Annotated in this window: 19 protein-coding genes; all 19 read right to left on the bottom strand. The window is 40.9% G+C overall.

What is annotated here, in order from left to right; translation table 11 throughout:
- Positions 1–31: 31 nt before the first annotated feature.
- Positions 32–1,213 carry a glycine C-acetyltransferase gene (locus NSS78_RS08315; protein ID WP_106032963.1) on the bottom strand — a complete coding sequence of 394 codons (1,182 nt, stop codon included), beginning with the start codon at positions 1,211–1,213 and terminating at the stop codon, positions 32–34.
- Positions 1,210–2,274, bottom strand: a complete 1,065-nt coding sequence (gene tdh / locus NSS78_RS08310) for an L-threonine 3-dehydrogenase (protein ID WP_327840698.1) — start codon at positions 2,272–2,274, stop codon at positions 1,210–1,212. Before tdh ends, NSS78_RS08315 begins: the two co-directional genes overlap by 4 nt.
- Positions 2,275–2,448: 174 nt before the next feature.
- On the bottom strand, positions 2,449–5,493 hold the full coding sequence (locus NSS78_RS08305; RefSeq protein WP_342468329.1) for an efflux RND transporter permease subunit: 3,045 nt from the start codon (positions 5,491–5,493) through the stop codon (positions 2,449–2,451).
- A 202-nt stretch (positions 5,494–5,695) separates the two neighbouring features.
- A complete protein-coding gene (gene spoVS, locus NSS78_RS08300) occupies positions 5,696–5,956 on the bottom strand; it encodes a stage V sporulation protein SpoVS (RefSeq protein WP_003211281.1) in 261 nt (86 codons plus the stop codon).
- Positions 5,957–6,157: 201 nt separating this feature from the next.
- Positions 6,158–6,952, bottom strand: a complete 795-nt coding sequence (locus NSS78_RS08295; RefSeq protein WP_003212177.1) for a TIGR00282 family metallophosphoesterase — start codon at positions 6,950–6,952, stop codon at positions 6,158–6,160.
- A gap of 88 nt (positions 6,953–7,040) precedes the next feature.
- Positions 7,041–8,603, bottom strand: a complete 1,563-nt coding sequence (rny, locus tag NSS78_RS08290) for a ribonuclease Y (protein WP_003211958.1) — start codon at positions 8,601–8,603, stop codon at positions 7,041–7,043.
- Positions 8,604–8,836: 233 nt separating this feature from the next.
- Positions 8,837–10,012: a serine hydrolase domain-containing protein gene (locus NSS78_RS08285; RefSeq protein ID WP_137054611.1), complete on the bottom strand. Its 1,176-nt coding sequence runs from the start codon at positions 10,010–10,012 to the stop codon at positions 8,837–8,839.
- Positions 10,013–10,153: 141 nt separating this feature from the next.
- Positions 10,154–11,191: a recombinase RecA gene (gene recA / locus NSS78_RS08280; RefSeq protein ID WP_050944976.1), complete on the bottom strand. Its 1,038-nt coding sequence runs from the start codon at positions 11,189–11,191 to the stop codon at positions 10,154–10,156.
- Positions 11,192–11,367: 176 nt separating this feature from the next.
- The gene (locus NSS78_RS08275; protein WP_034620034.1) at positions 11,368–12,618 is read right to left on the bottom strand and encodes a competence/damage-inducible protein A; all 1,251 of its coding nucleotides are present in this window, start codon (positions 12,616–12,618) and stop codon (positions 11,368–11,370) included.
- A 16-nt stretch (positions 12,619–12,634) separates the two neighbouring features.
- Positions 12,635–13,216: a CDP-diacylglycerol--glycerol-3-phosphate 3-phosphatidyltransferase gene (gene pgsA / locus NSS78_RS08270; protein ID WP_003211136.1), complete on the bottom strand. Its 582-nt coding sequence runs from the start codon at positions 13,214–13,216 to the stop codon at positions 12,635–12,637.
- Between the two features lie 75 nt (positions 13,217–13,291).
- Positions 13,292–14,203, bottom strand: a complete 912-nt coding sequence (locus NSS78_RS08265) for a helix-turn-helix domain-containing protein (protein ID WP_003212257.1) — start codon at positions 14,201–14,203, stop codon at positions 13,292–13,294.
- 23 nt (positions 14,204–14,226) lie between these two features.
- Entirely contained in the window at positions 14,227–15,018 is a 792-nt protein-coding gene (locus NSS78_RS08260; protein ID WP_003211480.1) for a DUF3388 domain-containing protein, read from the bottom strand.
- A gap of 131 nt (positions 15,019–15,149) precedes the next feature.
- Positions 15,150–15,407 carry a DUF3243 domain-containing protein gene (locus tag NSS78_RS08255; protein WP_003211590.1) on the bottom strand — a complete coding sequence of 86 codons (258 nt, stop codon included), beginning with the start codon at positions 15,405–15,407 and terminating at the stop codon, positions 15,150–15,152.
- Positions 15,408–15,480: 73 nt separating this feature from the next.
- Complete coding sequence (locus NSS78_RS08250; protein ID WP_137054613.1) at positions 15,481–16,209, bottom strand: SDR family oxidoreductase; 729 nt, start codon at positions 16,207–16,209, stop codon at positions 15,481–15,483.
- Between the two features lie 31 nt (positions 16,210–16,240).
- Complete coding sequence (locus tag NSS78_RS08245) at positions 16,241–19,360, bottom strand: MMPL family transporter (RefSeq protein ID WP_327840692.1); 3,120 nt, start codon at positions 19,358–19,360, stop codon at positions 16,241–16,243.
- A complete protein-coding gene (locus NSS78_RS08240; protein ID WP_003212512.1) occupies positions 19,338–19,814 on the bottom strand; it encodes a MarR family transcriptional regulator in 477 nt (158 codons plus the stop codon). The genes NSS78_RS08245 and NSS78_RS08240 overlap by 23 nt, the downstream gene beginning before the upstream one ends.
- A gap of 152 nt (positions 19,815–19,966) precedes the next feature.
- On the bottom strand, positions 19,967–21,259 hold the full coding sequence (locus NSS78_RS08235) for a pitrilysin family protein (protein ID WP_309216721.1): 1,293 nt from the start codon (positions 21,257–21,259) through the stop codon (positions 19,967–19,969).
- Complete coding sequence (locus NSS78_RS08230) at positions 21,256–22,536, bottom strand: pitrilysin family protein (protein WP_050944985.1); 1,281 nt, start codon at positions 22,534–22,536, stop codon at positions 21,256–21,258. Before NSS78_RS08230 ends, NSS78_RS08235 begins: the two co-directional genes overlap by 4 nt.
- 145 nt (positions 22,537–22,681) lie before the next feature.
- Positions 22,682–25,798 (bottom strand): MMPL family transporter, encoded by a 3,117-nt coding sequence (locus tag NSS78_RS08225; protein WP_253622599.1) that lies wholly within the window; start codon positions 25,796–25,798, stop codon positions 22,682–22,684.
- Positions 25,799–25,961 lie beyond the last annotated feature (163 nt).

The raw sequence follows: 25,961 nt of genomic DNA, 5'->3' as shown, positions 1-25,961 counted from the left end.
TCTTTATTAAAAAAAGAGAGCCTGCGCTCTCTCAATCAAGTATGTTCAGTTTTTTTGCTTCTTCTTCGATGATCGTCAGTGCACGGTCCAGTTCTTCTTTTGTGTGCTCTGCTGTGATGATGGCTCTAATTCTCGCTTTTCCTTTTGCTACAGTTGGGAAAGCGATGCCCTGGGCAAACACGCCTCGGTCTATTAAAGCCTTTGAAAAGCGAAACGTAAGAGCTTCGTCTCCAATCATGATTGGAATAATGGGTGTTTCTGTCGGAGCAACTTGAAATCCAAGGCTGACGACTTTTTCTTTGAAATAGGCGGCGTTTTCCCAGAGCGTGCTAATTCGCTCTGGTTCGTCTAACAGCACTTCAATCGCTTCTTCACACGCTCTAGTCACAGCTGGCGGATGTGAGGTGCTGAATAAAAACGGTCTTGCTTTATGCTTTAAATAATCAATCAAAACGGCTGATCCCGCTACATAGCCGCCGAGCACTCCGACAGCCTTACTAAGTGTCCCAACCTGAATATGCACTCTGCCGTCGAGTTTAAAATGGTTGACTGTCCCGCGGCCATTTTCACCAAGCACGCCCGAGGCATGTGCATCGTCTACCATCACAAATGCATCATATGCTTCTGCGAGCCTGACAATCTCAGGAAGTGGCGCAATATCTCCATCCATCGAGAACACACCGTCTGTGACGATGAGACGAACGCGGTAATTCATAGATTTCTTTAAAATTTTCTCAAGCTCTTCCATATTGGAATGACCATATACTTTTTTATCTGCTTTTGTTAACCGAATGCCGTCAATGATTGAGGCATGATTCAGTTCATCTGAAATCACAATATCATCTTTTGTCAGGATACTTGATAAGACCCCTTGATTGGTCGTAAAGCCTGATTGGAATACAAGGGCTGCCTCGGTCTTTTTAAATGCAGCGAGCTTTTTTTCAAGACGTTCGTGCATCGTCATTGTGCCAGCGATCGTTCGTACCGACCCCGTACCAGCACCGAATTGATCAATGGCCTCTTTTGCCGCTTTCATCAGCCTTGGATGTGAGGTGAGGCCTAAGTAGTTATTTGAGGAGAGCTGTATGACAGGTTGTTCATTTAATGTCACAGTGGATGATTGTTTTGAGTCAATCTCTTTCAATGTTTGGTGAGTGCCTTGCTGCTTCATTGTTTCCAGTTCATCTTGTAAATACGTGAATTCTTTCATCATTTCTTCCCCCTTTGATTTGATGGCATCATCAGTACGACCTTTCCGCACATCCCATTTCTCATGAGTTCAAATCCCTTTTCGAACTGTTCAAATGGTAGTGTATGGGTGACAACTGGCTTGACATCGATGGTATTTGTTCTTAATAACTCAGATACTTGACGCCACGTTTCAAACATTTTTCTCCCCGTGATCCCTTGCACGGTTAATCCCCTAAAAACAATTTGATTCGTAATGTCAATTGTCACTGGTCGTTCTGGCAAGCTTAGTATATTGATTTTCCCTCCATTTGCACAAGCTTCGAGAGCTTGATTAATGGCAACTGGATGTCCTGACATCTCGCATATCACATCTGCCCCCTCCATCCGCGTGAACTGCTTAATCACCTCAACAGGATCATCTTTTCCAATATCCACGATATGGTCTGCTCCCATTTTCTGGGCAAGATTCAGCCTGTATTCGTTTTGATCGACAGCAAACACTTGGACAGCACCGGAAGCTTTCGCGACGGCGATCGCCATTAAACCGATTGGTCCGCAGCCAAAAATCGCCACTGACTTACCTGAAACAGGTGTGTGCAGCACTGTATGAACCGCATTGCCAAGCGGCTCTTGAATAGACGCAAGCTCTACTGGCATTTGAGCTGGATTGTGCCACACATTTTGTTCAGGTACTTTGACATATTCAGCAAAACAGCCGTCAATGTCTACTCCTAAAATTTTCGTTTCATTGCACAAGTGCTGTTGACCTGTTAAACACATAGAGCACTGATTACATACAACATGTGTCTCTGCCGATACAAAATCCCCTACTTTTGCACGTGAGACTTGCTTCCCCGTCTTGACAACTTCCCCTGTAAATTCATGTCCAAAAATGTAGGGCGCTTTAACTCTTCCCTTTGCCCAGTCATCCCAATTGTAAATATGCACGTCTGTTCCGCATATCGAAGTGGCTTTCACCTGAATCAATACTTCGTGATCATTGATTTCTGGAATCGGCATCTCCATCAGCACCGCTCCGTAAGCGCTTTCTTTTTTAACAATTGCTTTCATCGTTCCACACATGACGTACAACCCCTTTGTTAAAAAACTTCTCCCACTGAGATTTTAACACGTCTTATTTTCGTCGTAAATACCATTGTCTACTGTAAAAAGACAAATGAACACTCCACATATTTTTTTGGATATTTTTCTAAAAAAAAAGCAAATCCCCATAGAAAAGGAGATTTACTTTTTGATTCACCGTCTTTTTGAAACGGCAATATATAAGGCTGGCACAATTAATAGTGTCAAAATTGTTGAGAAAAAGACACCCGATACAATGCAGATTGCCAGCGGCTTAAAGAGCGGATCATTACTTAATGCTACAGGCATTAGGGCAACAAGTGCCGTAAATGCTGTTAGTAAAATTGGCCTAATCCTTGCTCTTCCCGCTTCAATGACAGCTGTCTGTTGATCGAATCCCTGCTTACGCCGCTGCTCAATAAACTCGAACAAGACAACCGCATTTCGGACCACGATACCAGCTAATGAGACAATTCCCATTGTTGCCATAAAGCTGAACGGTGTTTGTGTGACAAATAGTCCGATAACAGCTCCAGATATCGCTAAGTAAACCGTTCCTAGAACTAATAGTGGAAGCATCAATGAATTGAACTGGAAAGCGATGGTCACATAAATGAGAAGCAAGACAACCCCAAATAAGAGACTAATTTCAATAAAGAACTTGGTTTGATCTTCATTTTCTCCGCCTTGAGAAATAGCTAGATCCTTCGCTGCATCTGTTTTTCCTACTTGATCGACGACTTCTTTCATGTCGTCTTTAAACGACTCTGACGTGCCAGGGTACGCCTTCAGCGTAATGGTCGGAATTCCATTTTCATGTGGAATGCTTTCGTACTGCTCTGTTTCTTTTTCTTTTACATATCGGCTAAGTGGCTCGAGTGAAGGCATACCGCCTTCATTTGAATTGACAGGCACTTTTATTTCTTTTAGCTTTAATCCATTTTGATGTGTACCTACATCCTGTTTGACCACTAAATCGATATCTTTTGTTCCTTGTTTAAAGCTGCCTAATGGCATGCCTTCTGTCACAAGACCGAGCTGTCTGCTGACAAGCTGAGCGCTGAGGCCATCCTCTGCCATTCGGTCACGGTTTAGTTCAAAGGAGATCATTTTTACCGGCTGATTGACATCGTCAGTGATCAAGCTCGCTCCTTTTTCTTTCATTTCACTTGTGAGCGTTTCTTTGACATCAATGAGCTTTGCAAAAGAGTCACCCGCAATGGTTACTGTCACAGGTGCACCAGTTGGAGGTCCTTGAACAATGGTTTTCATAAAGATATCAGCATCTTTAAATTTCTTACGCAATGGCTCTGTCATACGATCGATCAATTGTTTACTCGTCATCTGATCATTGTCTACTCTCACGACAACCTGACCAGTATGATCACTTGCATTTGAGATACTTTCATTAAACAGGTTCGGTACACCGCCGCCTGCAAAGATCGTCGTCTCTTCAATGCCTTTCTGCTGTTTCATCTCTTGTTCTATTTTCTCTAATGTTTCATTTGTTTTGTCTAATGTTGTTTCACTTGGAAGTGTGACAGTGACAACCACTTCTTTCTTATTCGCTGCAGGGAAAAATTCAAATGGTGTGACGAAAATCAATAAAAAGGCAAGCGTTGCAACAAGCAAACCACTAAAGCCAATAAGCAGCGGACGCTTCACAATGTTCGTCAGCACACGGTCTGCATAAAAATCAGCTAATTTTTTTAACGGTTTGCCTAGGAATCCTGGCTCTTTTTGAATTTTCTTGTTCTGTCTTTTTCGGTTCACGGTATATTGGTAGACTGGCACTAGTGTCAGAGAAATTACCATAGACGCAAGTACAGTCGTTACGAGGACAGACGGTAATGCTCGTATAAATGAACCGTTTGCACCTGATAGGAAAACAAGTGGCAAGAAAGCAAACACAACCGCAAGTGTTGAGGTCAAAATAGACCCTGCAACTTCTTTGACCCCTGCAATCGTTCCTTTCAGCGGACTTTCATATTTTTTCATTTGCCTTAAAATATTATCGTTGACGACAATGGCATCATCGACAAGTATTCCTAGGGCAATGATAAATCCGATAATCGATATCTGATTGAGGTCCACTTGTAAAAATGGCAGCGGAATCGTTCCGATTGTGATTGATAATGGGATGGCAAGTGAAACGATGAACGCACCGCCAATGGTCAGACCAAGTGTGGTGACAACAATAACAGCGATGACCGCAACAATGGCTTCTTTTATCAAATCATTAAAAATGGCATCCACTTCACTTTTTTGTGAATAGTAGTTTACCCACTCGACACCACTTGGAAGCTGCTTCTCTTTCTCAATAACATCACTGACTTTGTCATACATTTTAGGAATATCAAGCCCTGGTTTGATATTGACTGTAAATGAATAGGCAGGCTTTCCGTTATACGACACAATGTCACTTTTCTCTTTTTCTACTTCTTTTAAGCTGCCAAGCTGACTGATTGTGACCGGTTCACGGTTCGTTTTGGAGAAAAGCTCAAGCTTTTTCACTTGATTCAAACGGTCGTAGGCATCGATGGACAGCTTAACCTTCTCACCGCCTGTCCGAATGTCGCCTAGTGGAGATGTGTCAAATTCCTGATTGATGGCATTTGTGACATCCGTTACACTTAACCCTTCATCCTCCAGTTTACTTGAATCTAAGTTTAATACCGCTTGTTTGTCATTGAATCCTTTGATGACGACACTGTCTACCCCATTGATGTCCTCAACCTTTTCCTTCAACGCACGCAGCGATTCCTGACTTTTTGCTAAGTCTGCTGATTGACTTGCCACAGCCATATAAGAACCAACCGGCACGCTGCCAAACTCATCCTTTACATCAGGCTCCATCACTCCATCAGGAAAGGACGACGCAGCACTTGTGGTTTCGTTCTTAATTTGACTTGCCACCTTTTGAAAGTCGGTTTGATCATCAATTTCAAGCACAATATTTGAAAACCCAATGGCAGAAACAGAGCTCGTTTTCTCTACACCATTGATATCAGATATGGCTGATTCGAGCTTATTGGTTACATCACTTTCCACCTGTTTTGCATCCGCACCTGGGAACACGGTGGAAATCGTGACGATATTCGCTTGGAATTCTGGCAGTTCTCGCTTAGGAAGCTGCGTAAATAAATAGCCGCCAGCAATGAGAACAATAAAAAATAAAATAAAAACAAGCTTTCCTCTTTTCAAAAAAGCTTCAACCATTATTTCACCTACTTAAATATTTATTTTTGATGAAGTATTTTTAACTTAATCTTAATTTATCATCATGGTGAAAAAATGCAAGCTCTAATATGTCATTTTTATCTATTTCATGAACTGAATATGTTATATAAGAAATGTATAGTGGTAAACAAAAACAACCTGCTTACATGATGTAAGCAGGTTGAAAATAATAAAATTAGAATTATCGTGGCTCAACAATCAATTTGATGGCTGTTCTTTCTTCTCCATCGATAAGAATGTCAGTAAAGGCTGGAATGCATATCAAATCCACTCCACTTGGTGCAACAAATCCCCTTGCTATGGCTACAGCCTTGACCGCCTGATTCAGCGCTCCAGCGCCGATTGCTTGTATTTCCGCTGCACCGCGTTCACGTAAAACGCCTGCTAATGCTCCTGCTACTGAATTCGGATTTGACTTTGCTGACACTTTTAAAATTTCCATTTCTGCTCCCCCTTAAATTTACAATGGATAAGTGAGTGTTCATTAGAACAATCTTTGTTAGATGATGCTATTTTTTGAAAATCCATCCCCAAAATGTTTTTCAAAAATAGCAGGCTACCTACCATTTTTACTATATTCACGATAGAGGGCGCATATTCCTTCTTTCTGATTAATATTTTTCTGAAATAAATATGTGAACATTTATTCAAAGAAAATATGGTCATCATTTATCAAAATTCGATCAATTTTGACAGCTTTTTTCGACTGTTCGTCAATTTCTACGATTACTGCACTTAATGTCGTGCGTCCTTCCGCAATCTCAAAACGGACTGGAAGACTCGTTTTGAATCGTTTAATAATCGTCTCCCGATCAACACCTAAAATGCCATCATAAGGTCCTGTCATTCCCACATCTGAAATATACGCAGTTCCTTTTGGCAAAACGCGGTTATCTGCTGTTTGAACATGTGTATGCGTTCCAACGACACATGATGCACGGCCGTCTGTATACCAGCCCATCGCTAGCTTTTCACTTGTGGCTTCACCATGAAAATCAATAAAAATGAACGGTGTACGTTTAGATGCTTCCGCAATTAACTCGTCTACTTTTTGAAATGGGCAGTCAAGTGGGGGTAAAAAAGTACGTCCTTGCAGGTTGATGACGGCTAATTCTTTCCCTTGTTTTTTGATAAACGTAAGACCTTTACCAGGTGTACCTTCTGGGAAGTTCGCCGGACGAACCATGTTGGCTGCGTCATCAATGAAATCAAAAATGTCTCTTTTATCCCATGTATGGTTGCCCATTGTGAGCACGTCAGCTCCTGCTTGCAGCAGTTCATGATAGATTTTTTCAGTGATCCCTTTTCCATGAGCAGCATTTTCTCCATTGACAATGGTAAAGTGGGGCTGATATTTCTTCTTTAGCTTTGGCAAGTATTCTTTCAGTGTGTCTCGTCCAGGTGAACCGACAATATCTCCAACAAATAATATTTTCATGCGCTTTGAACCCTTTCTCTTATAAATTGACTTCTTATCAGTGTTGCATATTTACACAAAAAAATAAAGCGGCGCTAAGCGCACCGCTCTATTTTGCATACTCTACTGCGCGAGTTTCTCGAATGACCGTCACTTTAATGTGACCAGGGTAATCGAGCTCGTCCTCAATCCGCTTACGAATATCCCTTGCTAGACGGTGAGCTTCAAGATCATTAATTGAATCCGGCTTCACCATAATACGTACTTCACGTCCAGCCTGTATCGCAAACGATTTTTCAACACCTTCATAAGATTCAGAGATATCTTCTAATTTCTCAAGTCTCCGAATGTAATTTTCAAGCGTCTCACTTCGTGCACCAGGGCGTGCTGCAGATAATGCATCTGCTGCCGCAACAAGAACAGCGATAATAGATGTCGGTTCTTGGTCACCGTGGTGAGAGGCAATACTGTTGATGACAACAGGATGCTCTTTATATTTCGTCGCAAGCTCAACGCCAATTTCTACGTGGCTTCCTTCTACTTCATGATCAATGGCTTTTCCAATGTCATGCAGAAGACCTGCTCGTTTTGCAAGCTTTGCATCTTCTCCAAGCTCTGAAGCCATGAGACCTGCAAGATGTGCAACCTCAATTGAATGCTTCAGGACATTTTGTCCATAACTTGTACGGAATTTTAAGCGACCGAGAATTTTGATGAGATCCGGATGCAGACCGTGAACTCCGACTTCGAATGTCGTTTGCTCACCCATCTCACGGATATAATCATCGACTTCACGGCGTGATTTTTCCACCATTTCTTCAATTCGTGCAGGATGAATGCGGCCATCCTGGACTAGCTTGTCCAGAGCTATCCTCGCTGTTTCACGTCTAATCGGATCAAAACCCGATAGGATAACAGCTTCAGGTGTATCATCTATGATCAAGTCAATACCTGTTAACGTTTCTAACGTACGGATATTTCGTCCTTCACGTCCGATAATACGACCTTTCATCTCATCATTTGGAAGATTGACTACAGATACCGTCGTTTCAGCTACATGATCAGCTGCACAACGCTGTAACGCAAGTGAAAGAATATTTTTCGCCTTTTTATCAGCCTCTTCTTTCGCTCGGTTTTCAGATTCTTTCGTCATGACTGCAATGTCGTGGGAAAGCTCATTTTCAACTTGATCCAGAATGATTTGTTTCGCTTCATCTCGAGTTAAACTTGAAATACGTTCCAACTCGGCTTTCTGCAAACGAATCATATCATCCACTTTGCTTTCCATCTCTTCAATATGTTGTTGTCGTTCATTCAGAGAATGATCTCTCTTCTCCAACAGGGACTCCCGTTTATCTAAAGATTCATCTTTGCGATCAAGATTTTCCTCTTTTTGAAGTAAACGGTTTTCTTGTCTTTGAAGCTCATTACGTCTTTCACGAACTTCTTGCTCCGCCTCTACACGAAAGGAATGAATTTCATCTTTCGCTTCCAAGAGCGCTTCTTTCTTCAATGCTTCCGCATCACGCTTTGCATCCTCAACAATTTGTTCGGCCATGTTTCTTGCGCCGGATATTTTTGCTTCTGCAATGGTTTTACGAACAAAGTAGCCAACAACTAAACAGATTAGGCTCAGCAAAATGGAGATGATCGTAAACATCGTAGGCGACATATTTTCACCTCCTCTTGCTATGAACTTGGTTTTACAAATAAAGTGTCGGCATGTACATTGTTTTGTGTCTCAACATACAGGGCCTTCACAGGGAATGAGATCCTCACTGCCCTTGTCAAGTTTAAATTAGTTATCAATCATGTTAAGAAAAACAAGTGATACATTTCCATTGTAATTGTGTCGGAAATACTTGTCAAGCTTGCTATCTTAACGTTTGCAAAAGCAGATCAGAATTATTCTTGATTCAGCAGCTGATATATTATATTGTTCACTTGGCCCAGTTTCGTGTTATTTTGAATGTTTGACAACAATACAACAATGGTTTGTCCAGATTTGCTAAAGCTGTTCAAAATGTTGAAACCCGGCATGACACCATGGTTTGAATAGCTGCCGGGAGCAACATAAAATCCCATTCCGTATGTGGAGCTACTTCCTGGCGTAAACATCTTTTTATAGCTCTTCTGCGAATACAGTTTGCCGTCTATCAGTGCTTGGTCAAATTTGCACATATCTATAGCACTCATATAAATATCTCCAGCACCATACAGCTGAGATAGATCAGGCATATACGGTGTAATCATTCTGCCGCCTTTCAGTTTATACCCTACAGCAGGATAAGGGTTTTTTTCATATGTTTTGTAAAAACCTGCATGCGTCATTCCTGCCGGTTTAAAAATATGATTCGTTATATATTGTTCATAGGACTCACCGCTTACTTTAGCAACAATATAAGCAAGAACAGAATAGTTGGAATCCTTGTATTCCCATACGCCCGGCTGACGATTAATTCCCTGACGTTCTATATCTTTTATTAAATTGTCCGGAGTAATTGCGCCGTTTCCTTCAATATGTCCGTTTATTCCCGATGTATGTGTAAGCAGATTTTTCAAGGTAATCTTTTGTCCGTTAGGGAAATGAGGTAAATACATGCTTACCGGATCACTTGTCTGAAGTTTCCCCTTTTCCTCAAGCTGCAAAATAGCGGTTGCTATCAGCGCTTTTTGTGACGAACCGACATAAAAAGATGTCAATGGATTATTTTGAATTTTTTGTTTACGGTCTGCATAACCAAAACCTTTATTTGTTACGATTTCTCCATTTTTAACCATCATGGCTGTTCCGCTGAAACCGATCTCATTTAAATAGCTGCTGATATTTTGATTGCGGTCTACTGTTTTGATTTGTTCCTCTGATTTTTTGACGGTTTTCTTTTTGACTTCTTTTTTCTGGCTAGTACTTGAAGCTGCTGCAGTTTGTTGAAACGGGTTGTTCTCTTCACTATTTCGATGAAGCACATTCCACATCGTTAAGTAAATCATCGCTGCTAAAAAAACAAGCACAAGTTTTCCCCTCTGATTTGGTTTTCTCTGTCTGCGTTTTGCAGTTCTACTGCGGGTTGGGCTTGTCATTACCTTTTCCCCCCAAAATAAATTCCATTTTATATTTTAGACGGATGAAGTACTGAAAAAGTTGTCGAAAGTTTTTTGCAAAATAAAAAAGGCTGAGTTTTTTCACCCAGCCTTTTGTATCATTTCATACTGATTTTATTTTTATTCTAATTCTTCTAGCGCCTCTTCAGCTTCCTGCTGCGCTACTCCGTTATTATCCAAGCCGTAATGTTCGCGAATTTGCTCCTGAATCATTAGCATGATATCTTTATTTTCTTTCAGGAACTGTTTCGCATTTTCGCGGCCTTGTCCAAGACGTTCCTCTTGGTAAGAATACCAAGCACCGCTCTTTTGTACGATATCTAGTTCGCTTCCAAGGTCGATGATTTCGCCCTCTTTTGAAATTCCTTCACCGTACATAATGTCTACTTCTGCAATACGGAATGGCGGTGCTACTTTGTTTTTCACTACTTTAATTCTCGTTTTATTCCCCATAATGTCATTGCCCTGCTTCAGCTGTTCAGCACGGCGCACTTCTAAACGAACAGATGAATAGAACTTCAGCGCACGTCCACCTGGCGTTGTTTCAGGGTTACCGAACATGACTCCAACTTTTTCACGAATTTGGTTAATAAAGATGGCAATGGTTTTTGATTTATTAATGGCACCAGATAGTTTACGAAGTGCTTGGGACATCAAACGTGCTTGTAGACCAACGTGTGAATCACCCATGTCTCCTTCAATCTCTGCTTTTGGTACAAGAGCAGCTACTGAGTCAATAACAACAATGTCAACTGCACCACTGCGGACAAGAGCTTCTGCAATTTCAAGTGCTTGTTCTCCTGTATCAGGCTGAGAAAGTAACAACTCATCAATATTGACACCTAGTTTTTGAGCGTAAACTGGATCGAGCGCATGCTCTGCATCAATAAATGCAGCTTGTCCTCCCTGCTGCTGAACCTCGGCAATGGCATGAAGTGCTACTGTCGTTTTACCAGAACTCTCTGGACCATATACTTCAATAATACGGCCACGAGGATATCCACCTATTCCTAGTGCAGTATCAAGTGCTAACGAACCACTCGGTACTGTTGAAATACGTGTATCTGTTCGCTCTCCTAGTTTCATAATAGAGCCTTTACCAAACTGTTTTTCTATTTGTTTAAGAGCCATATCTAAGGCTGCTTGACGATCACTCATTCTATTGTTTCCTCCTTTATCAATTCCACTATCTATACTATACCTTGTTTCACGTCATTTGCCAAGAAAAAAACGAACACATATTCGATTTTTTCTTGGCAGATTTTTAAGAAAAGAGTGATTTCTATTAGAAAAAACACTCTTTTATAAAGGAGTAAACCTAACAAAAAACAAAATTAACTTTCTTTTAATAAATTGAGCAAGTGATGCAAACCGTATTTCACAGCGCGCTTTCGAATGCCCGACCGGCTTCCTGTAAACATCCATTCAAACACGTCTGTATGGTCTTTCGTAGATAGCCCGATGAACACTTTTCCGACAGGCTGTCCCTCGTGGGTATCAGGGCCTGCTACACCCGTAAAGCTAATGCCAATATCACTTCCCGTAAGCTTTCTAGCACCTTCAGCAAGCTCTAAAGCACACTCTTTGCTAACAGCACCATGAGAAGACAATGTTTCCTCACGGCAGCCAAGCACCTGCTGTTTGACTTGGTTTGTATAACAAACGATACTGCCGCTTAAAATCGACGATGCACCTTCAAGATCTGTCAGCCATTCAGAAAACATTCCTCCTGTCAGGCTCTCAGCCGCTGCCACTGTTTTCCCGTGTTCGTGCAGGGCCTTGGAGGCTTCACGGACAAGTGATGTATCACCATACCCGTAGAAGTACTCTCCTACACGCGCTAAAATTTTCGCTTCCGTCTCTTTTAACAGACGCTCCGTTTCTTTTTCATCCTTATGCTTAGCCGTGAGCCTAAGTGTCACTTCACCGTCAGATGCGAGAGGTGCAATCGTTGGGTTGGTTTGAGCATCAATTAAATCTTCTAGGTCTGTTTCAAGCTGTGATTCACCGATTCCGAAAAAGCGAAGAACAACAGACACGATTTTTTCCTTCAAATCCAGTTTCTCAGATATCAGCGGCTTCGCCTCGTTCTCAAACATTGGATGCAGTTCACTTGGCGGACCAGGAAGAAGCATATAAAACGTATCGTTTTCTTGAATAAACATACCTGGAGCCATTCCAAACCGGTTCACGAGCACATCAGATCCTTCTAGGACGAGTGCCTGCTTCCGGTTATTCGGTGACATGTCTCGTCCAGTCTTTCGAAAGTATTCTTGAATGGATTCAAATGCTTCTTCATTTAGCACGAGCTCTTTTCCAAGCGTACTCGCGATGGTTTCTTTTGTTAAATCATCTTTCGTTGGTCCAAGACCACCTGAGAAGATAATAAAATTCGATCTTTCCTGCGCCACTTGAATGGCCCTTTTTAAACGCTCTGGATTGTCACCAACTGCTGTATGGTAATAAACATTCACACCAATTTCAGCCAGCTGTTTGCTGATGAATTGTGCATTCGTATTCGTAATTTGCCCTAGTAAAAGTTCGGAACCGACTGCAATAATTTCTGCTTTTCTCTCTGACTTCAAAGCGTACACGTCCTTTTTAGTTAGCATTCTTTAAAGCTTCCCAGTTTTTAACAAAGTAATCCCAGCCTGACACAACAGTGAAGAACACTGCTACCCACATCGCAAGGTCACCAAACGGGAATGATACAAGTTCGAACGGCAGGTTATGCAATAGAAGAGCTGAAATCGCAATGATTTGCGCCCATGTTTTCACTTTTCCAAGCATATTAGCTGCTACCACTTCACCGCCTCCGGCTAGTACAAGCCTTAGACCAGTTACAGCAAATTCACGGCTAATGATCACAATCGCCATCCATGCCGGCGTGAGGTTGTACTGAACAAGTATAATTAAAGCAGCTGAAACAAGCAATTTATCTGCAAGCGGATCTAAAAATTTACCAAAATTCGTCACTAAGTTCAGTTTACGCGCATAGTACCCATCAATCCAGTCCGTTGTCGAAGCAACAATGAACAGGATTGCTCCAACAAGATGTGTCACTTCGATACTGACGTGACCAAAACGCGCAACGCCCCAATCTAAAGGTGCAAGCATAATAATCATAAAAACAGGGATCAAGGCGATCCTAGAAAGAGTTATTTTATTCGGTAAGTTAAACATGAATTTCAATCCTCCAATAAGCCATTTTTTTATGTATATATAATAGTAGGAACAAAAGAAAAGTCATCTACTTGCTTAAGATGACTTTTCCTTTCCTTTATTCACAATCACAATGTTTTGTGTCATGGTGTTCTTAGGGTCTAATTCGTACTTAAGCGTCTCGTCATTCACCTTAATATCAATTCCAGTCGCATTGCCTAGACGGATATCGACCTGAGAGAGCTCAGACAAGTCTGTTTTAAACGATTCGCCATCTTTAAGTTCACCCATTTTCAGCACTTTTCCAGATTCGTCTCTGACGCGCAGCCAAGAAGCTTTTGTAGCAGAAATGGTTAACTCCATCTCATCTGCGCCTGACACTTCATACGTTGTCGTTGAGCCTTCTGTATTCGCTGCCTTCAAAGAGACCGTTTCATCGTCTTTGGATGAATCCTTTGATGAGTCATCTTTTTTAGATGATTTTTCTTGATCATCTGACGAAGCTTTTTCTTTTTTCTTTTGATCCTTGGCAAGAGATGAATCCTCAGATACTTCATACTTAGATTCTGACTGCTGAGGAGCCGTCTGGTTGTTCTTCTGTCCGCTATCATGATTGACCGCCTGCACGATGACATAAATGATCGCGATGACCACAAGGACGCCTCCAATAATCAAGATGGTCGGCAGCAGCTCAAGCACCTTCGAGGCAGGCTTAGGCAGCTCTCTTTGCGGCTTAATATTTGATAATTTATCAGATACTTCATCGTTATATGTGCTCGGCACATCTTTACGAAATTCTTCGAACAATTGTTCAGGATTTAGTCCAACGGCTTCGGCATATTGTTTAATAAATGCTCTGACGTAAAATTTACCTGGAATAATATCATAGTTTCCTTGTTCGATTGCTAGCAAGTAGCGCTTTTGGATTTTGGTCACCGTCTGAAGATCCTCCAGCGACATCCCTTTTTCCTCTCTGGCCTCAATGAGCCGTTTTCCCAATTCAGTCAAAACAAACACCTACCATTACCATATTAAAAATCGAAGCCAGAAAAACCAGAATGATCAAACACTTGTGGTTCTTCAGCGTGCTCATATGTAATCTCTTCGTCTGCACTATTACGCAATTCAATGATATAGTCGAAATCATCCATTGTATATTCTGAATTTTGAATAAAGATGTCTGGATGCTCAACTACTTTTGTTGCCGGCAGTCTCATAATTTCTCTTAAAAGCTGCAAGTGCTTCTCAGAACCTCTTCGCGTCGACACAATCCCATCAATAATAAAGACGTTATCTGGGCTGTATTCATCCGCAATCAGCTGACTTCGGATCGTCTGTTTCAAAAGAGTCGACGATACAAATAGCCATCTCTTGCTGGCACATACACTTGAAGCCACAATTGATTCTGTTTTTCCGACACGCGGCATCCCGCGAATCCCAATCAATTTATGTCCTTCTTTTTTAAATAGTTCTGCCATAAAATCAACAAGAAGACCAAGCTCGTCCCTTTCAAATCGGAACGTCTTTTTGTCATCTGCATCACGCTGAATATATCTGCCGTGACGAACCGCTAAGCGGTCACGAAGTTTTGGCTGTCTTAATTTCGTTACTTTTATCGTTTCCATTGTATTTAAAATTGATTCAAGGCGCTTAATTTGATCTGTATGGTCACAGCGCAAAAGCATTCCGCGTCTTGATACATCAACACCATTAATTGTCACAATATTAATTGAAAGCATCCCCATTAGAGATGAAATGTCTCCTAAAAGTCCGGGACGGTTTACCTGTATCTCATATTCAAAATACCATTCGAGCTTTGCCAAATGATATTACCCCCTTCATTGTGGCAAATTTTTACCTTCCTATATCATAAAGCATTTTCACATTTTTAGAAAGCACAATGTTGTGAAACAGTTAAAATAAAAAGAGAGGCACAAACGACCCCTCTTTTTGTTTAGTGCGAGCTATTATTTTCAACCAGTTTGACCATCATATTGGCAATTGCGCGCTGCTCATCTTCTGATGCAACGCTCCAAAGGTCAGCAAGTACTCTTTCTTGCTCGTTCTTTGCTTCAACTTCGTTAGCTAAATATCCGCCAATTTCATACGCAAGGTTATTGATGGTATCATCTTTTAAGCCTTTATCCTGCGCATGATTTAAGCGGTCACCTAAAAAGTTTTTCCAATGGTCCCAGTTCTCAAGTACTGACATGTCGATTCCTCCATTCGAAAAGATGAATTACAGCCATAGCTTTTGTCATGGAGTTACGAATTATACACGTTATTTAACAGTACCAGCCTCCATTAACGGATAAAATTTGACCTGTCATATAACTTGACTGCTTTGAGGCGAGAAACCAAATGACATCTGCAATCTCCTCAGGTGATGCAAGCCGGCCAAGCGGGATTTCTTCCTCCAGCATGTCAATATCTTCTTGTGTGAAGCTTTTCATCATGTCTGTATGGACAGCACCTGGCGAAACAGCATTTGCTCTAATTCCACTTGGGGCAAGCTCTTTTGCCAGACCTTTAATAAACGCATTTTGCGCCCCCTTTACCATGCTATACAGCACTTCACACGATGCACCTGTTTCTCCCCATATTGAGCTTACCGCAACAATATGACCTGCTTTTTTTTGAATCATGGCTGGCAATAGGTGCTGGGTGAGCTCATATGGACTTGTGACATGAAGCTGCACCATACTGGCTAATACGTCTTTTTCTGTATCTGTCACTAATCCGACATGACTCTTACCGCTATTTAATACAAGAATATCTGGACATACAGGCAGACGGCTGACGAGCTCATCTGCTCCGCCCGTTTTAGCTAAATCCGCTTGAACGACATGCGTCTGAATATGACATGTTTCTTCCAGCTCAGCGGCAAGCTGAACGGCTGTCTGTTCATTTTTGTGATAATGGATTATCACATGGCAGCCTTCCTGGGCAAGCTTTTTTGCCGCAGCCTGCCCAATCCCGCCACTGGCACCTGTTATCAGCGCCCAACGACTCATCACATGGATTCCTACTTTCTATTTGAAATATCTATTCTTTTCGTTTAAATGGGAACCAGTTCGCTGATCCGAACAATTTCACCATCACAGGTACGAACAATGGTAGCACAACGAGTGCGTACAGCAAAAGTCCTGTGAGAACAAGTGTTGCAATCTGCAGGAGAGACAGCACTCCTGAAGGAAGCATGGCTGCAAATGTTCCTGCCAAAATAACAGCAGCAGACATAATGACAGAGCCCATATTCTTCATTGATTCGGTCATCGCAAACTGAATGTCTTTTGTTTTGTATTCATTGAACCTCTCCATTAAGAAAATCGAATAATCGACTCCGAGCGCCATTAATATGACAAATCCAAAGAATGGAACCGCCCAGTTAATCCCCGGATATCCGAAGAAATGAGTGAAAATAAATTCTGTCATTCCGATAGCTGTAAAGTAAGTCAAAATAAGTGAACCTACTAAGTACAGCGGCATCACAAGCGAACGGAACAGGATCACCAGGATGAGGAAAATACCGATCATCATGTAAAGAACCGTCTTATTGAAATCTTGGTCTGACAGCTGTTTTAAATCAGCGTTCATACTTGATACACCTGAAACGCCGAATGATGCATCTTTTAAATTTGTTTCAGGAAGTGCCCGCTCGACAGAAGCTTCTACTTGTTTGATCGTCGACAAGGCTTCATTACCATATGGATTTTTTTCTAAAATGACATCAATCTTTGTCATCTTGCGGTCATCCGACATGTATGAATCAAATACTTGCTTAAATGCTTTATTTTTCAGCACATCTTTTGGGATAAACCAGCCGGCCATGTCTTGATCTGGTGCATTTTTCAGTTCGTCTAAGTAGTCACCTGCACCCATTAATCCGCTTGAAATTTTCTCTAAGCCATCGACGCTTTTGTTCAGCCCATCTGTCAGTTTGGTCAGGTCATCACCAAAGCCGCCAATCTTTTCTTTCATTTGTTTTTGACCATCAATCACTTGCCCGGCACCATTTGCAAGCTTTGGCATATTATCAGCTATTTGCCCTTGACCTTTAGACGTTTTATCCAATCCAGTTTCAATTGCATCTAAGCCAGCAATGAGTTCATCGATTTGACTCGTCAAGACTTTTTGCTGCTCTTTAGCTTTTGCGATAAAGGCATCCGCTGCTTCAAGCTGTTTTCTAGCTTCTTTCGCTTGTTTGGCATAGCTGTCTGCCTGTTTTGCGCCTTCTTGCAAGGTCGTAGAAAGTTCATTATATGAAGCTTTGATGGCTTGATACGATTGATTTTCTTTCACTTGCGGAATTTGTTTTTCAAGTGTACTAAATTGTTTATTTGCTTGTGTGATTAATGCTTTTACATCTGCTGCGGCAGAGGAGGACGTATCAACCTGCGCCAATGCTGCCTTTAATTCTTTGGAAATGCTTTTATACAGCGACACTTGCTGATTTACTTGTGCGACTTGAGTCGTTAATTCTTTTTTCGCACCTTTAATTTTTTCTTTAATCTGTGCAACACCGTTTTTGTTTTGATCGATTCCGCCTTGTAAATCTCTTAACGATTTTTCGATGTTTTGAATGCCTGTTTTCACTGATTCTGTACCAGAAATCAATTTGTTAATGCCTTTTCCAGATGATTTGATTTGCGGCGTTTGATCCTCAATGGATTGACTCATTGTCGTCAGTGCATCTTGGATTTTTTTCAAGCCTTCATTACTTTTATCAAGTCCGGTATTTAGTTCTTTTGCTTGTGATTTCACGTATAGATCACTCAGCCCTTTACCGACAGGACGTGTCGCACTTCTCACTTTACTTACGCCATCTGTTTGTTCAATTGCACGGCTGAGTTTTTCTACAGCAATCAGCCCTTTATTGTTGTCTAACAGATCAGCTGATTTCACAACAATCGTTGCAGGTAGAGCTTCTCCTGGTCCAAATTTGTCAGAAATCGTATTGAATGCATTGACTGATTCATATTTATTACCGATTTCATCTAAGCTATTATAAGAAAGCGTTCCTTTATACATGAGAATGGGCGGAAGCGTAATGATTCCTACGATTAATAAACTGAAAAGTGGTTTTTTAAATGAAAAGCGTCCTGCTGTTTCCCACATTTTTGACTGCGGATGCGCAATATCACCTTTAATCGGCCAAAATAACACTTTACCTAAAACCGCCATAAAGAACGGAACAATCGTGAGAAGCGCCACAATGAGCACAGCGACACCAACTGCTACTGCAACAGCCGATTTATAGAGCTGAAACTGTGCCAGGCCAATACATGTAAAACCGATGAGCACAGCAATTCCGCTGAATAAAACAGTCTTTCCTGCTGTTTTATACGTAATGAGAATTGCCTCAATTTTATCTTTACCGTGTGCGATTTCTTCTTTAAAGCGGCTGAGAAGTAGAATGCAGTAGTCCGTTCCTATTCCAAACATGATCGCGACCATGAAAATTTGGGTAAAGGTCGAGAGCGGGAAGTCGAGATATTTAACTAAATAAGCCACGATGGATTGACTCACCAAGTAAGACAAAGCTACTGCGACTAATGGAACGAAAGGCGCCACAGCTGATCTAAAGACAAGGACAAGAACGATAAGAATAAACCCAATCGTAATGAACTCAGTTTTCTTCAGACCTTCTTGCGAGCTTGTGATCACGTCATCATCAATTAACGGCTGTCCTGTCATTTCATATGTTAGATTTAAGCTCTTCAGCTTTTCATTGACTCTTTCTTTAAAATCGGAAGCTTTGATTTTGTTTGAGTCATATGTAACTGGAACAAGGAGCGTCGTGCGATCTTTAGAAAGCATCTGTTTTTTGATATCTTTATTGGCGTCAAAATAAGAAGTGATGTCCTCGACATGTAGATCTTGGTCCTTTTCTAAAATCTCCATTGCCTTTTTTAAAGATGTTTCTCTTTCTTTGGCAATGTTCTTTTCTTGAAAGACAATGACAATTGATTTTTCTGTATCACCGTTTTCAGACATTTTCTTTAATAACTGATTTGCATATGAGGACGGATAGCCGTCTGGTACTGAAATTTGCCCTTTTTCTTTTGTTAATTGCGCCATATTAGGGGCGGTGATGAGTAACACTGCCGCTAATACGATCCATAAAATCGTGATCAGCCATCTACCCTTTATGATTGCTCTCATTAGTACTTTGTGCCTCCTCTTCGATGATTACTTGATAGATCTTTTCATATGTTTGAATAAATGATTCCATTTCTTTTTCTTCCAGCTTTTCAAAATAAGATCGAACGAGATCCTGAAGCTGCTTTTCCATTCGGCTGACCACATCTTTGCCCTCTGGCGTGACGTAAAGGTGAACATTTCTTCGATCGGCTTTATCGTGCTCACGGACAATATAGTTTTTTGTAAAAAGACGATTGGTCATGGAGGTTACCGCACTTTTATTCACATTGCATACATTTGCAAGGTCAGTAGACGTACATCCAGGATGTAAATTGATGTATCGAAGCGAGTAATACTGATCAAGCGTCAGCTCTTTATCAAGCTTTTCCGTGATCATACTCGATACCTTTTTTTCCATCATAAGATAGACGTCTGCATATCTCTGAATGAGCTGTGCAATTTTATTTTGTTCCATACGCTGCTCCTTTTTTAGTTTAAGTGTTTAACTATTAAAGAGTTTAACTAATGAACAAAATGATTGTCAATGAAAATCCTCACAAATCACAGGCTTTTATTCATTAAACACAAAAAAGACAAACTCATTTATCTGAGTTTGTCTCTCTTTATTTATTTGGTTTTCGGGACGACTTTGAAAACGGACATCCGTTCTTCATCAATTTCTTCCTCTAAAATTTGCTGAATGTCGGTTAATTGGATCTGTTCCAGCATAGTCACGACATCAAATAAGCTCATTTCTAAAAATGCATATCGGGTAAATTGGTTTGCAATGTATTCAGGAGAGTTCATCGCTTTTAAAAAGCTTCCGATTTTCTTCTTACGCGCGAGCTCAATTTTCTCTTCTGAGATCAAGTTCTTTGCTTGAAGAAGGGTTTCTTTTAATACTTTCGCCAGTTGATCAGGATCATTTGTGTCTCCGCCAACTGACGTGAAGCCAAAGCCGCCTTCTTCCGTATAATCGTAGCTGAAGGTCTCATCAATTAAACCTTTTTCATACATTTGTTCATATTGTAAGGAGCTTTTACCAAACAGTGTCTCTAAAATGAGATTCATTCCGAGCTCATGTTTTAGCAGCTCATTTCCTTTTTTATGAGGATTCTTTGTTTTCAAACCGAACATACATTTCGAGCCTTGTACGTTCATTGGAAGTTCGTATTCTTTTCGGTACACACCTTCAGGCTCATTGATGTCTTTTCGTTTGATCTCTGGCTGGTCTGTAAATGGCTTTTTCGCCTGATTTGCTCGAACTTGATCTAATATTTGCTTCGGATCAACGGGACCGACAACAAATAGAAGCATATTGCTCGGGTGATAGAACGTTTCATAGCATTCATACAAATGATCTTTTGTAATCGGAGCAATGCTTTCTACTGTTCCAGCTATATCAATTCTCACGGGGTGCTCTTGATATAGATTTTCAATCAGACCGAAGAATAAACGCCAGTCCGGATTGTCATCATACATGTTAATCTCTTGACCAATGATGCCCTTTTCTTTTTCGACCGTTTTTTCAGTAAAATAAGGTTCTTGAACAAAATCAATGAGTGTCTCAAGATTTTGTTCGACATTTGAGGTGCTTGAGAATAAGTAAGCTGTTCTCGTAAATGTCGTAAAAGCATTTGCGGATGCTCCTTGTTTACTAAATGTATGAAATACGTCTCCGTCTTCTTTTTCAAACAGTTTATGCTCTAAGAAATGGGCAATTCCGTCAGGCACTCGAATCATGTCTTCTTTGCCAAGCGGCACAAATTCGTTATCGACAGAGCCATATTTGGTTGTAAAGGTCGCATAGGTTTTGTTAAACCCTTGCTTTGGGAGCACATAGACGTCAAGTCCGCTCTCCATTTTTTCGTGATAGACCGTTTCTTGCAGCTGGTCGAATTGAATTGTTTTCACTGTCATGAAGCACCCTCCGTTCCTTTAAGAAAATAGGTCGTATCCCATTCGATTTTCTGACCCACTTTGATGATGTCCTCTTTTGTCACTCGGTCAAGTGCTTCTAAAAAGGAATCAAGCGTTTCCCCTGTTGGCACAACGGCATGCTGATACAGGTATTCCGCTGTCCCATAAGATGTATCGATCGTTTCAAGCAGCTGATTTTTGACGACAGCTTTTGTTTGGTCAATCGCTTCATCTGAAAAATCACCTTTTTGCATCGCTTCAAATTGTTCTTTTATGATGTCTACTGCCTGCTGATAGTTGCCGACTTCAATCCCTGACATGACCATCATCAAGCCTTTAAAGCTCTCAAGTCTAGACACAGCGTAGTACGCAAGACTTGCTTTTTCCCGAACATTGATGAATAGCTTCGAGTGTGAGAAGCCGCCGAATATGCCATTAAACAAATGCAAAGCCGGATAATCGTCATCTGCAATCGTCGTATGCGTGCGAAAGCCGATATTCAGTTTGCCTTGCTTTACGTCTTCTTCGTCGATGACTTCTTTTGCTTCTCTTTGCGTGCTTGCTGATTCAGCGTGTTGTTTGACCGGTTCTCTATTACTTGTTTTGAAGTATTGAGAGACCATTCGGCTGATGTCTTGTTCGTCTACATCTCCCACAACATAAAGATCAAGCTGATTTGTTTGAAGCGCATGCTTATATGCTTCAAACAGCGAATGAGCTGTGATCGTTTCGATATCTTCCATTTCTCCATTGACGTGCAGTGCATACGGTTCACCTTTGCACATTTCCTGCACAAGCCTTAAGTTCGAGTAACGCATTTTATCATCATACACTGCTTGAATTCGCTGTTTTAAAGTGCGTTTTTCTTGATCTACATATAATTGACTAAACGCTCCATTTTCAACATACGGATGGAATAGTAGATCAGATAGTAAGGCAATCCCTTTTTCTAGTAAAGGGGTTTGATCCTTTAAATATTTCTCATTCGCCATTTCCAGGCGGAAGGTAATGATGTGATTCTCCCCTTTTTTCGCCATGTCTGCTGAAACCGTAGCACCATAAAGCTCATCAAAATAAGCACGCAATTCTCCTGTTTTCGGCATTTTCTCTGTTCCTCTTAACAGCACATGCGGGAAAAGTGAACGCATGGTGACGTCATCTTTCGATAGAGGCGCAAGCATTTTAAAAAGGATTGTGACCGTTTTAAATTTTTCTGTTTTGACAATATGAGTATGAAGACCAGGTGTGTCTAGTGTCTTCTCTTGTAAGTACGTCATGAGAAACCTCCTTTGTTCATCCTATTTATTATGTATTAGAACATAGCTGATATATACGTAAAACAGCCATTTAATAGACATTATATCAATCAGAGGAAAGGATAGGAAATAAAAACGCCTCTGCTATAAGCAGAGACGCCGGTCGTTATTTCATTCTAAAAGGCCACCAATTCCATTTACCGAAAATACGAACCATGACCGGGATGAAGAGCGGTAATACAACAAAAGCATATAATAAAAGCCCAATGAGTATGACCGTTGCAATTTCAACAAGTGATAATACACCGGACGGCAGCATAGCGGCAAAGGTCCCCGCTAATATCGCGACTGCTGAAATAATGACGGAACCCATATTTCTCATCGCTGATATCATTGATGCTTGCACATGCTCTCCCTTCCATTCATTAAAGCGATCCATTAAGAAGATCGAATAATCAATGCCAAGGGTGACAAGAATGACAAAGCTGAAAAATGGGACAGCCCAGCTGAGACCGTCGTAGCCAAAAAATGTTTTAAAGATCCATTCTGTTAAACCGACGGATGTAAAATACGTTAAAATGAGTGAAAGTGTTAAGTATATCGGCATGACGATTGACCGTAATAATATAATTAAAATGATAAAGATGCCAACTAGCATGAAAATGACCGTTCGAATAAAGTCACCGTCAGATGTTTCTTTTAAATCTACATTTAAACTTGAGATACCAGACACACCGTAATTTGCATTCTTTAACCCGCTGACAGGTAAATATTGATCAAGGGTGTCCTCAATTTTCGCAACGCCTTTCATCGCTTCATTGCTGTATGGATTCACATTTAAAATAACTTCAAAGGTTGTTAATTTACGATCTGGAGACATATACGTATGAAAGATTTGCTTAAATTCAGGGCGTTTCAGCACTTCTTCTGGAATAAACCAGCCTGTTATTTCTTCATCTGGCGCTTTCTGAAGCTGCTTTAAATAGCCGTCCGCCTCTGTGAAGCCGCTTTTGACCTGCTCAAGCCCTTCAATACTTTCATCTAAACCATCTGTTAACAATGTGAGTTTTGATGAAAGCTGGCTAAATCCTTTTTTGATGGCTTTTTGACCGTCTGTCAGCTGGTCTGCGCCATCTTCAATTTTAGGCATTTCTTTAATCAATTGTTTTTGACCCTCATTTGTTTGATCAAGACCGGCATAAATTTGATCCAGTCCTTCCATGAGCGCTTGTACTTGACGTTTTACTTCTTTTTGCTTGCTTGATAGGCTTTGAATCACTGAATCTGCTTTCTTGATCTTTTCTTTAAAGACAGAGGCTTCCTCTTCATACAGACTCATTTGGTCCCCTGCTTGATCAAGCATTCCTTTTGTGTCTTTGAATACTTTCTTTATTTCTTTATATTCATCCATATCTTTTACTTCTGGAAGCCGTTTTTCAAGTGCTTCAAACGATACATTTTCATACGAACTTTTTACTTTTTTAATGGTGGTTATTAGCTGCTGATTTGATTTCGCATGACGTTCAAGCGTACTCACCATTCGTTTAAGCTCTTGAATCATCGCTTCACTGCTTCGATATTCTTGCTCTAATTCCTTTTTTGCTTCTTTGATTTTACTTCGAATGGTTCCGACGCCATCTTTACTGCGCCTCACCCCATCTTCTAAAGAGATCAGGGACACCCTTACTTCTCCAATGCCGCTTTTGATCGCTTTTGTTCCATCAATCAGCTGATCAATGCCTTTAGCGGATTCTTGAATTTTTGGTTTTTGTTTAAGAAGGGCAAGATTTGTTTCGGTCAAACCATCTGAAATTTTTCCGATTCCTTCATGGCCTTTTCCTAGTTCTCCGCCCAGCTCTTTTGCTTGAGAGGTGACGTAAAGCTGACTTAGCCCGTCCCCAACAGGCCGAGTGACACTGCGAACTGTTTTTACTTCGTCAATGTCATTTAATTTACGGGTCAGTTTTTCAATTATGACAATCTTTTCTTGGTTATCTAACTTATTGTCACTTTCAACAAGTACATTCAGGGGCAGCGCTTCCCCAAAGCCAAATTGCTCTGATATCGTATTAAATGCAGACACTGATTCATACTTTGTCCCAATCTCATTTAAGCTGTTATAAGAAAGAGTCCCGTCGTACATCAGAATAGGAGGCACCGTAATGAGTGCAACTAAACCTAGGCTGATCAGCGGCCTTTTAAATGAAAAACGCCCAGCCCATTCCCACATTTTACTTTGCGGGTGGCGAATGTTTTCTCTTTTAGATGGCCAGAAAAGGGATTTTCCAAAAACAGACATAAAAAAGGGAACGATGGTGACAAGGGCGATCAGCAGGATACCAACTCCAACAGCAACACTAACGGCTGATTGATACAATTGAAATTTGGCAAACCCAATGCTTGAGAAGCCGACTAACACGGCTAAGCCACTGAAAAGGACCGTTTTCCCTGCACATTTATATGTGATGATAATCGACTCTTTCACATCACGACCTTGACCGATTTCTTCTTTAAAACGGCTTAACAGCAAAATACAATAATCTGTTCCTATACCGAACATAATCGCTACCATAAAAATCTGAGTAAAATTAGATAGAGGAAATTGCATATATTCTACTAGAAAAGCCACAATACACCGGCTGACAGCATAAGAAATGCCGATCGTAATGAGCGGAACAACAGGTGCCAAAATCGATCTGAAAACAATGATTAAAATAAAGAAAATAAAAATGATCGTTATAAGTTCAGTTTTCTTCAGACCTTGTTGAGAGCTTTGAATGACATCTGAATCCACAAATTTTTGTCCCGTCATTTCATATGAGACATGATAGGGCTTTAAAACTTCCTCAATTTGTTCTTTAAGCTTCACAGCTTTTGTTTCGTAGTGGTCGAATTTGAATGGAACAAGAAGTGTACTTTTATCCTTTGATAAAAGTTGTCTTTGAATGTCCGGATCTACATGAAAATACGAAGTAATTCCGTCAACGTGGAGGTCTGGAGCATGTGTCATGAGTGCAGATAAAGCCTTTTTTAATTCCTGCTCTTTCTTTGGGAACAGATGTTGTTCGGAGAATACAATGACACCCGTATCTTTTTTCCCGTTTTGATCTGTGAGCTTATCCAATAAGTGAAGTGCCTCAGCTGTTGGTGTCCCCTCCGGAACCTTTAATTGCCCTTTTTCTCTTGTTAATTCCTCTAAATTGGGCGCAGTAATAAACAGAATCACAGCTGTTATCATCCACACCACTAATACAATCCATCTTGCTTTAATTATTTGCAACATAGCTGCTTCAAGCTCCTTCTAGTTCATCAATCAATTTGCTATATTTGAGCGTGTCTGAAGTGCTGACTGCGTCTCCTTCAACGTGCTAATGGCAGGATGACCTATTCAATTGTCTTTTCGTGTTGAAGAAACACACATTCATCATCACCACGCGAACTCAATT

This window comes from Bacillus sp. FSL W8-0920 (genome assembly GCF_038593215.1).
Lineage (GTDB): Bacteria > Bacillota > Bacilli > Bacillales > Bacillaceae > Bacillus > Bacillus pumilus.
The sequence above is the reverse complement of the archived record's forward strand: the minus strand, read 5'-3'. Positions and strand labels throughout refer to the sequence as shown.

Bases quoted from the DNA above. Each gene is read 5' to 3' on its own strand.
- NSS78_RS08315 (WP_106032963.1), bottom strand. From the start codon at position 1,213: ATGATGAAAGAATTCACGTATTTACAAGATGAACTGGAAACAATGAAG.
- tdh (WP_327840698.1), bottom strand. From the start codon at position 2,274: ATGTGTGGAACGATGAAAGCAATTGTTAAAAAAGAAAGCGCTTACGGA.
- NSS78_RS08305 (WP_342468329.1), bottom strand. From the start codon at position 5,493: ATGGTTGAAGCTTTTTTGAAAAGAGGAAAGCTTGTTTTTATTTTATTT.
- spoVS (WP_003211281.1), bottom strand. From the start codon at position 5,956: ATGGAAATTTTAAAAGTGTCAGCAAAGTCAAATCCGAATTCAGTAGCA.
- NSS78_RS08295 (WP_003212177.1), bottom strand. From the start codon at position 6,952: ATGAAAATATTATTTGTTGGAGATATTGTCGGTTCACCTGGACGAGAC.
- rny (WP_003211958.1), bottom strand. From the start codon at position 8,603: ATGTCGCCTACGATGTTTACGATCATCTCCATTTTGCTGAGCCTAATC.
- NSS78_RS08285 (WP_137054611.1), bottom strand. From the start codon at position 10,012: ATGACAAGCCCAACCCGCAGTAGAACTGCAAAACGCAGACAGAGAAAA.
- recA (WP_050944976.1), bottom strand. From the start codon at position 11,191: ATGAGTGATCGTCAAGCAGCCTTAGATATGGCTCTTAAACAAATAGAA.
- pgsA (WP_003211136.1), bottom strand. From the start codon at position 13,216: ATGTTTAACTTACCGAATAAAATAACTCTTTCTAGGATCGCCTTGATC.
- NSS78_RS08255 (WP_003211590.1), bottom strand. From the start codon at position 15,407: ATGTCAGTACTTGAGAACTGGGACCATTGGAAAAACTTTTTAGGTGAC.
- NSS78_RS08250 (WP_137054613.1), bottom strand. From the start codon at position 16,209: ATGAGTCGTTGGGCGCTGATAACAGGTGCCAGTGGCGGGATTGGGCAG.
- NSS78_RS08245 (WP_327840692.1), bottom strand. From the start codon at position 19,360: ATGAGAGCAATCATAAAGGGTAGATGGCTGATCACGATTTTATGGATC.
- NSS78_RS08240 (WP_003212512.1), bottom strand. From the start codon at position 19,814: ATGGAACAAAATAAAATTGCACAGCTCATTCAGAGATATGCAGACGTC.
- NSS78_RS08235 (WP_309216721.1), bottom strand. From the start codon at position 21,259: ATGACAGTGAAAACAATTCAATTCGACCAGCTGCAAGAAACGGTCTAT.
- NSS78_RS08230 (WP_050944985.1), bottom strand. From the start codon at position 22,536: ATGACGTACTTACAAGAGAAGACACTAGACACACCTGGTCTTCATACT.
- NSS78_RS08225 (WP_253622599.1), bottom strand. From the start codon at position 25,798: ATGTTGCAAATAATTAAAGCAAGATGGATTGTATTAGTGGTGTGGATG.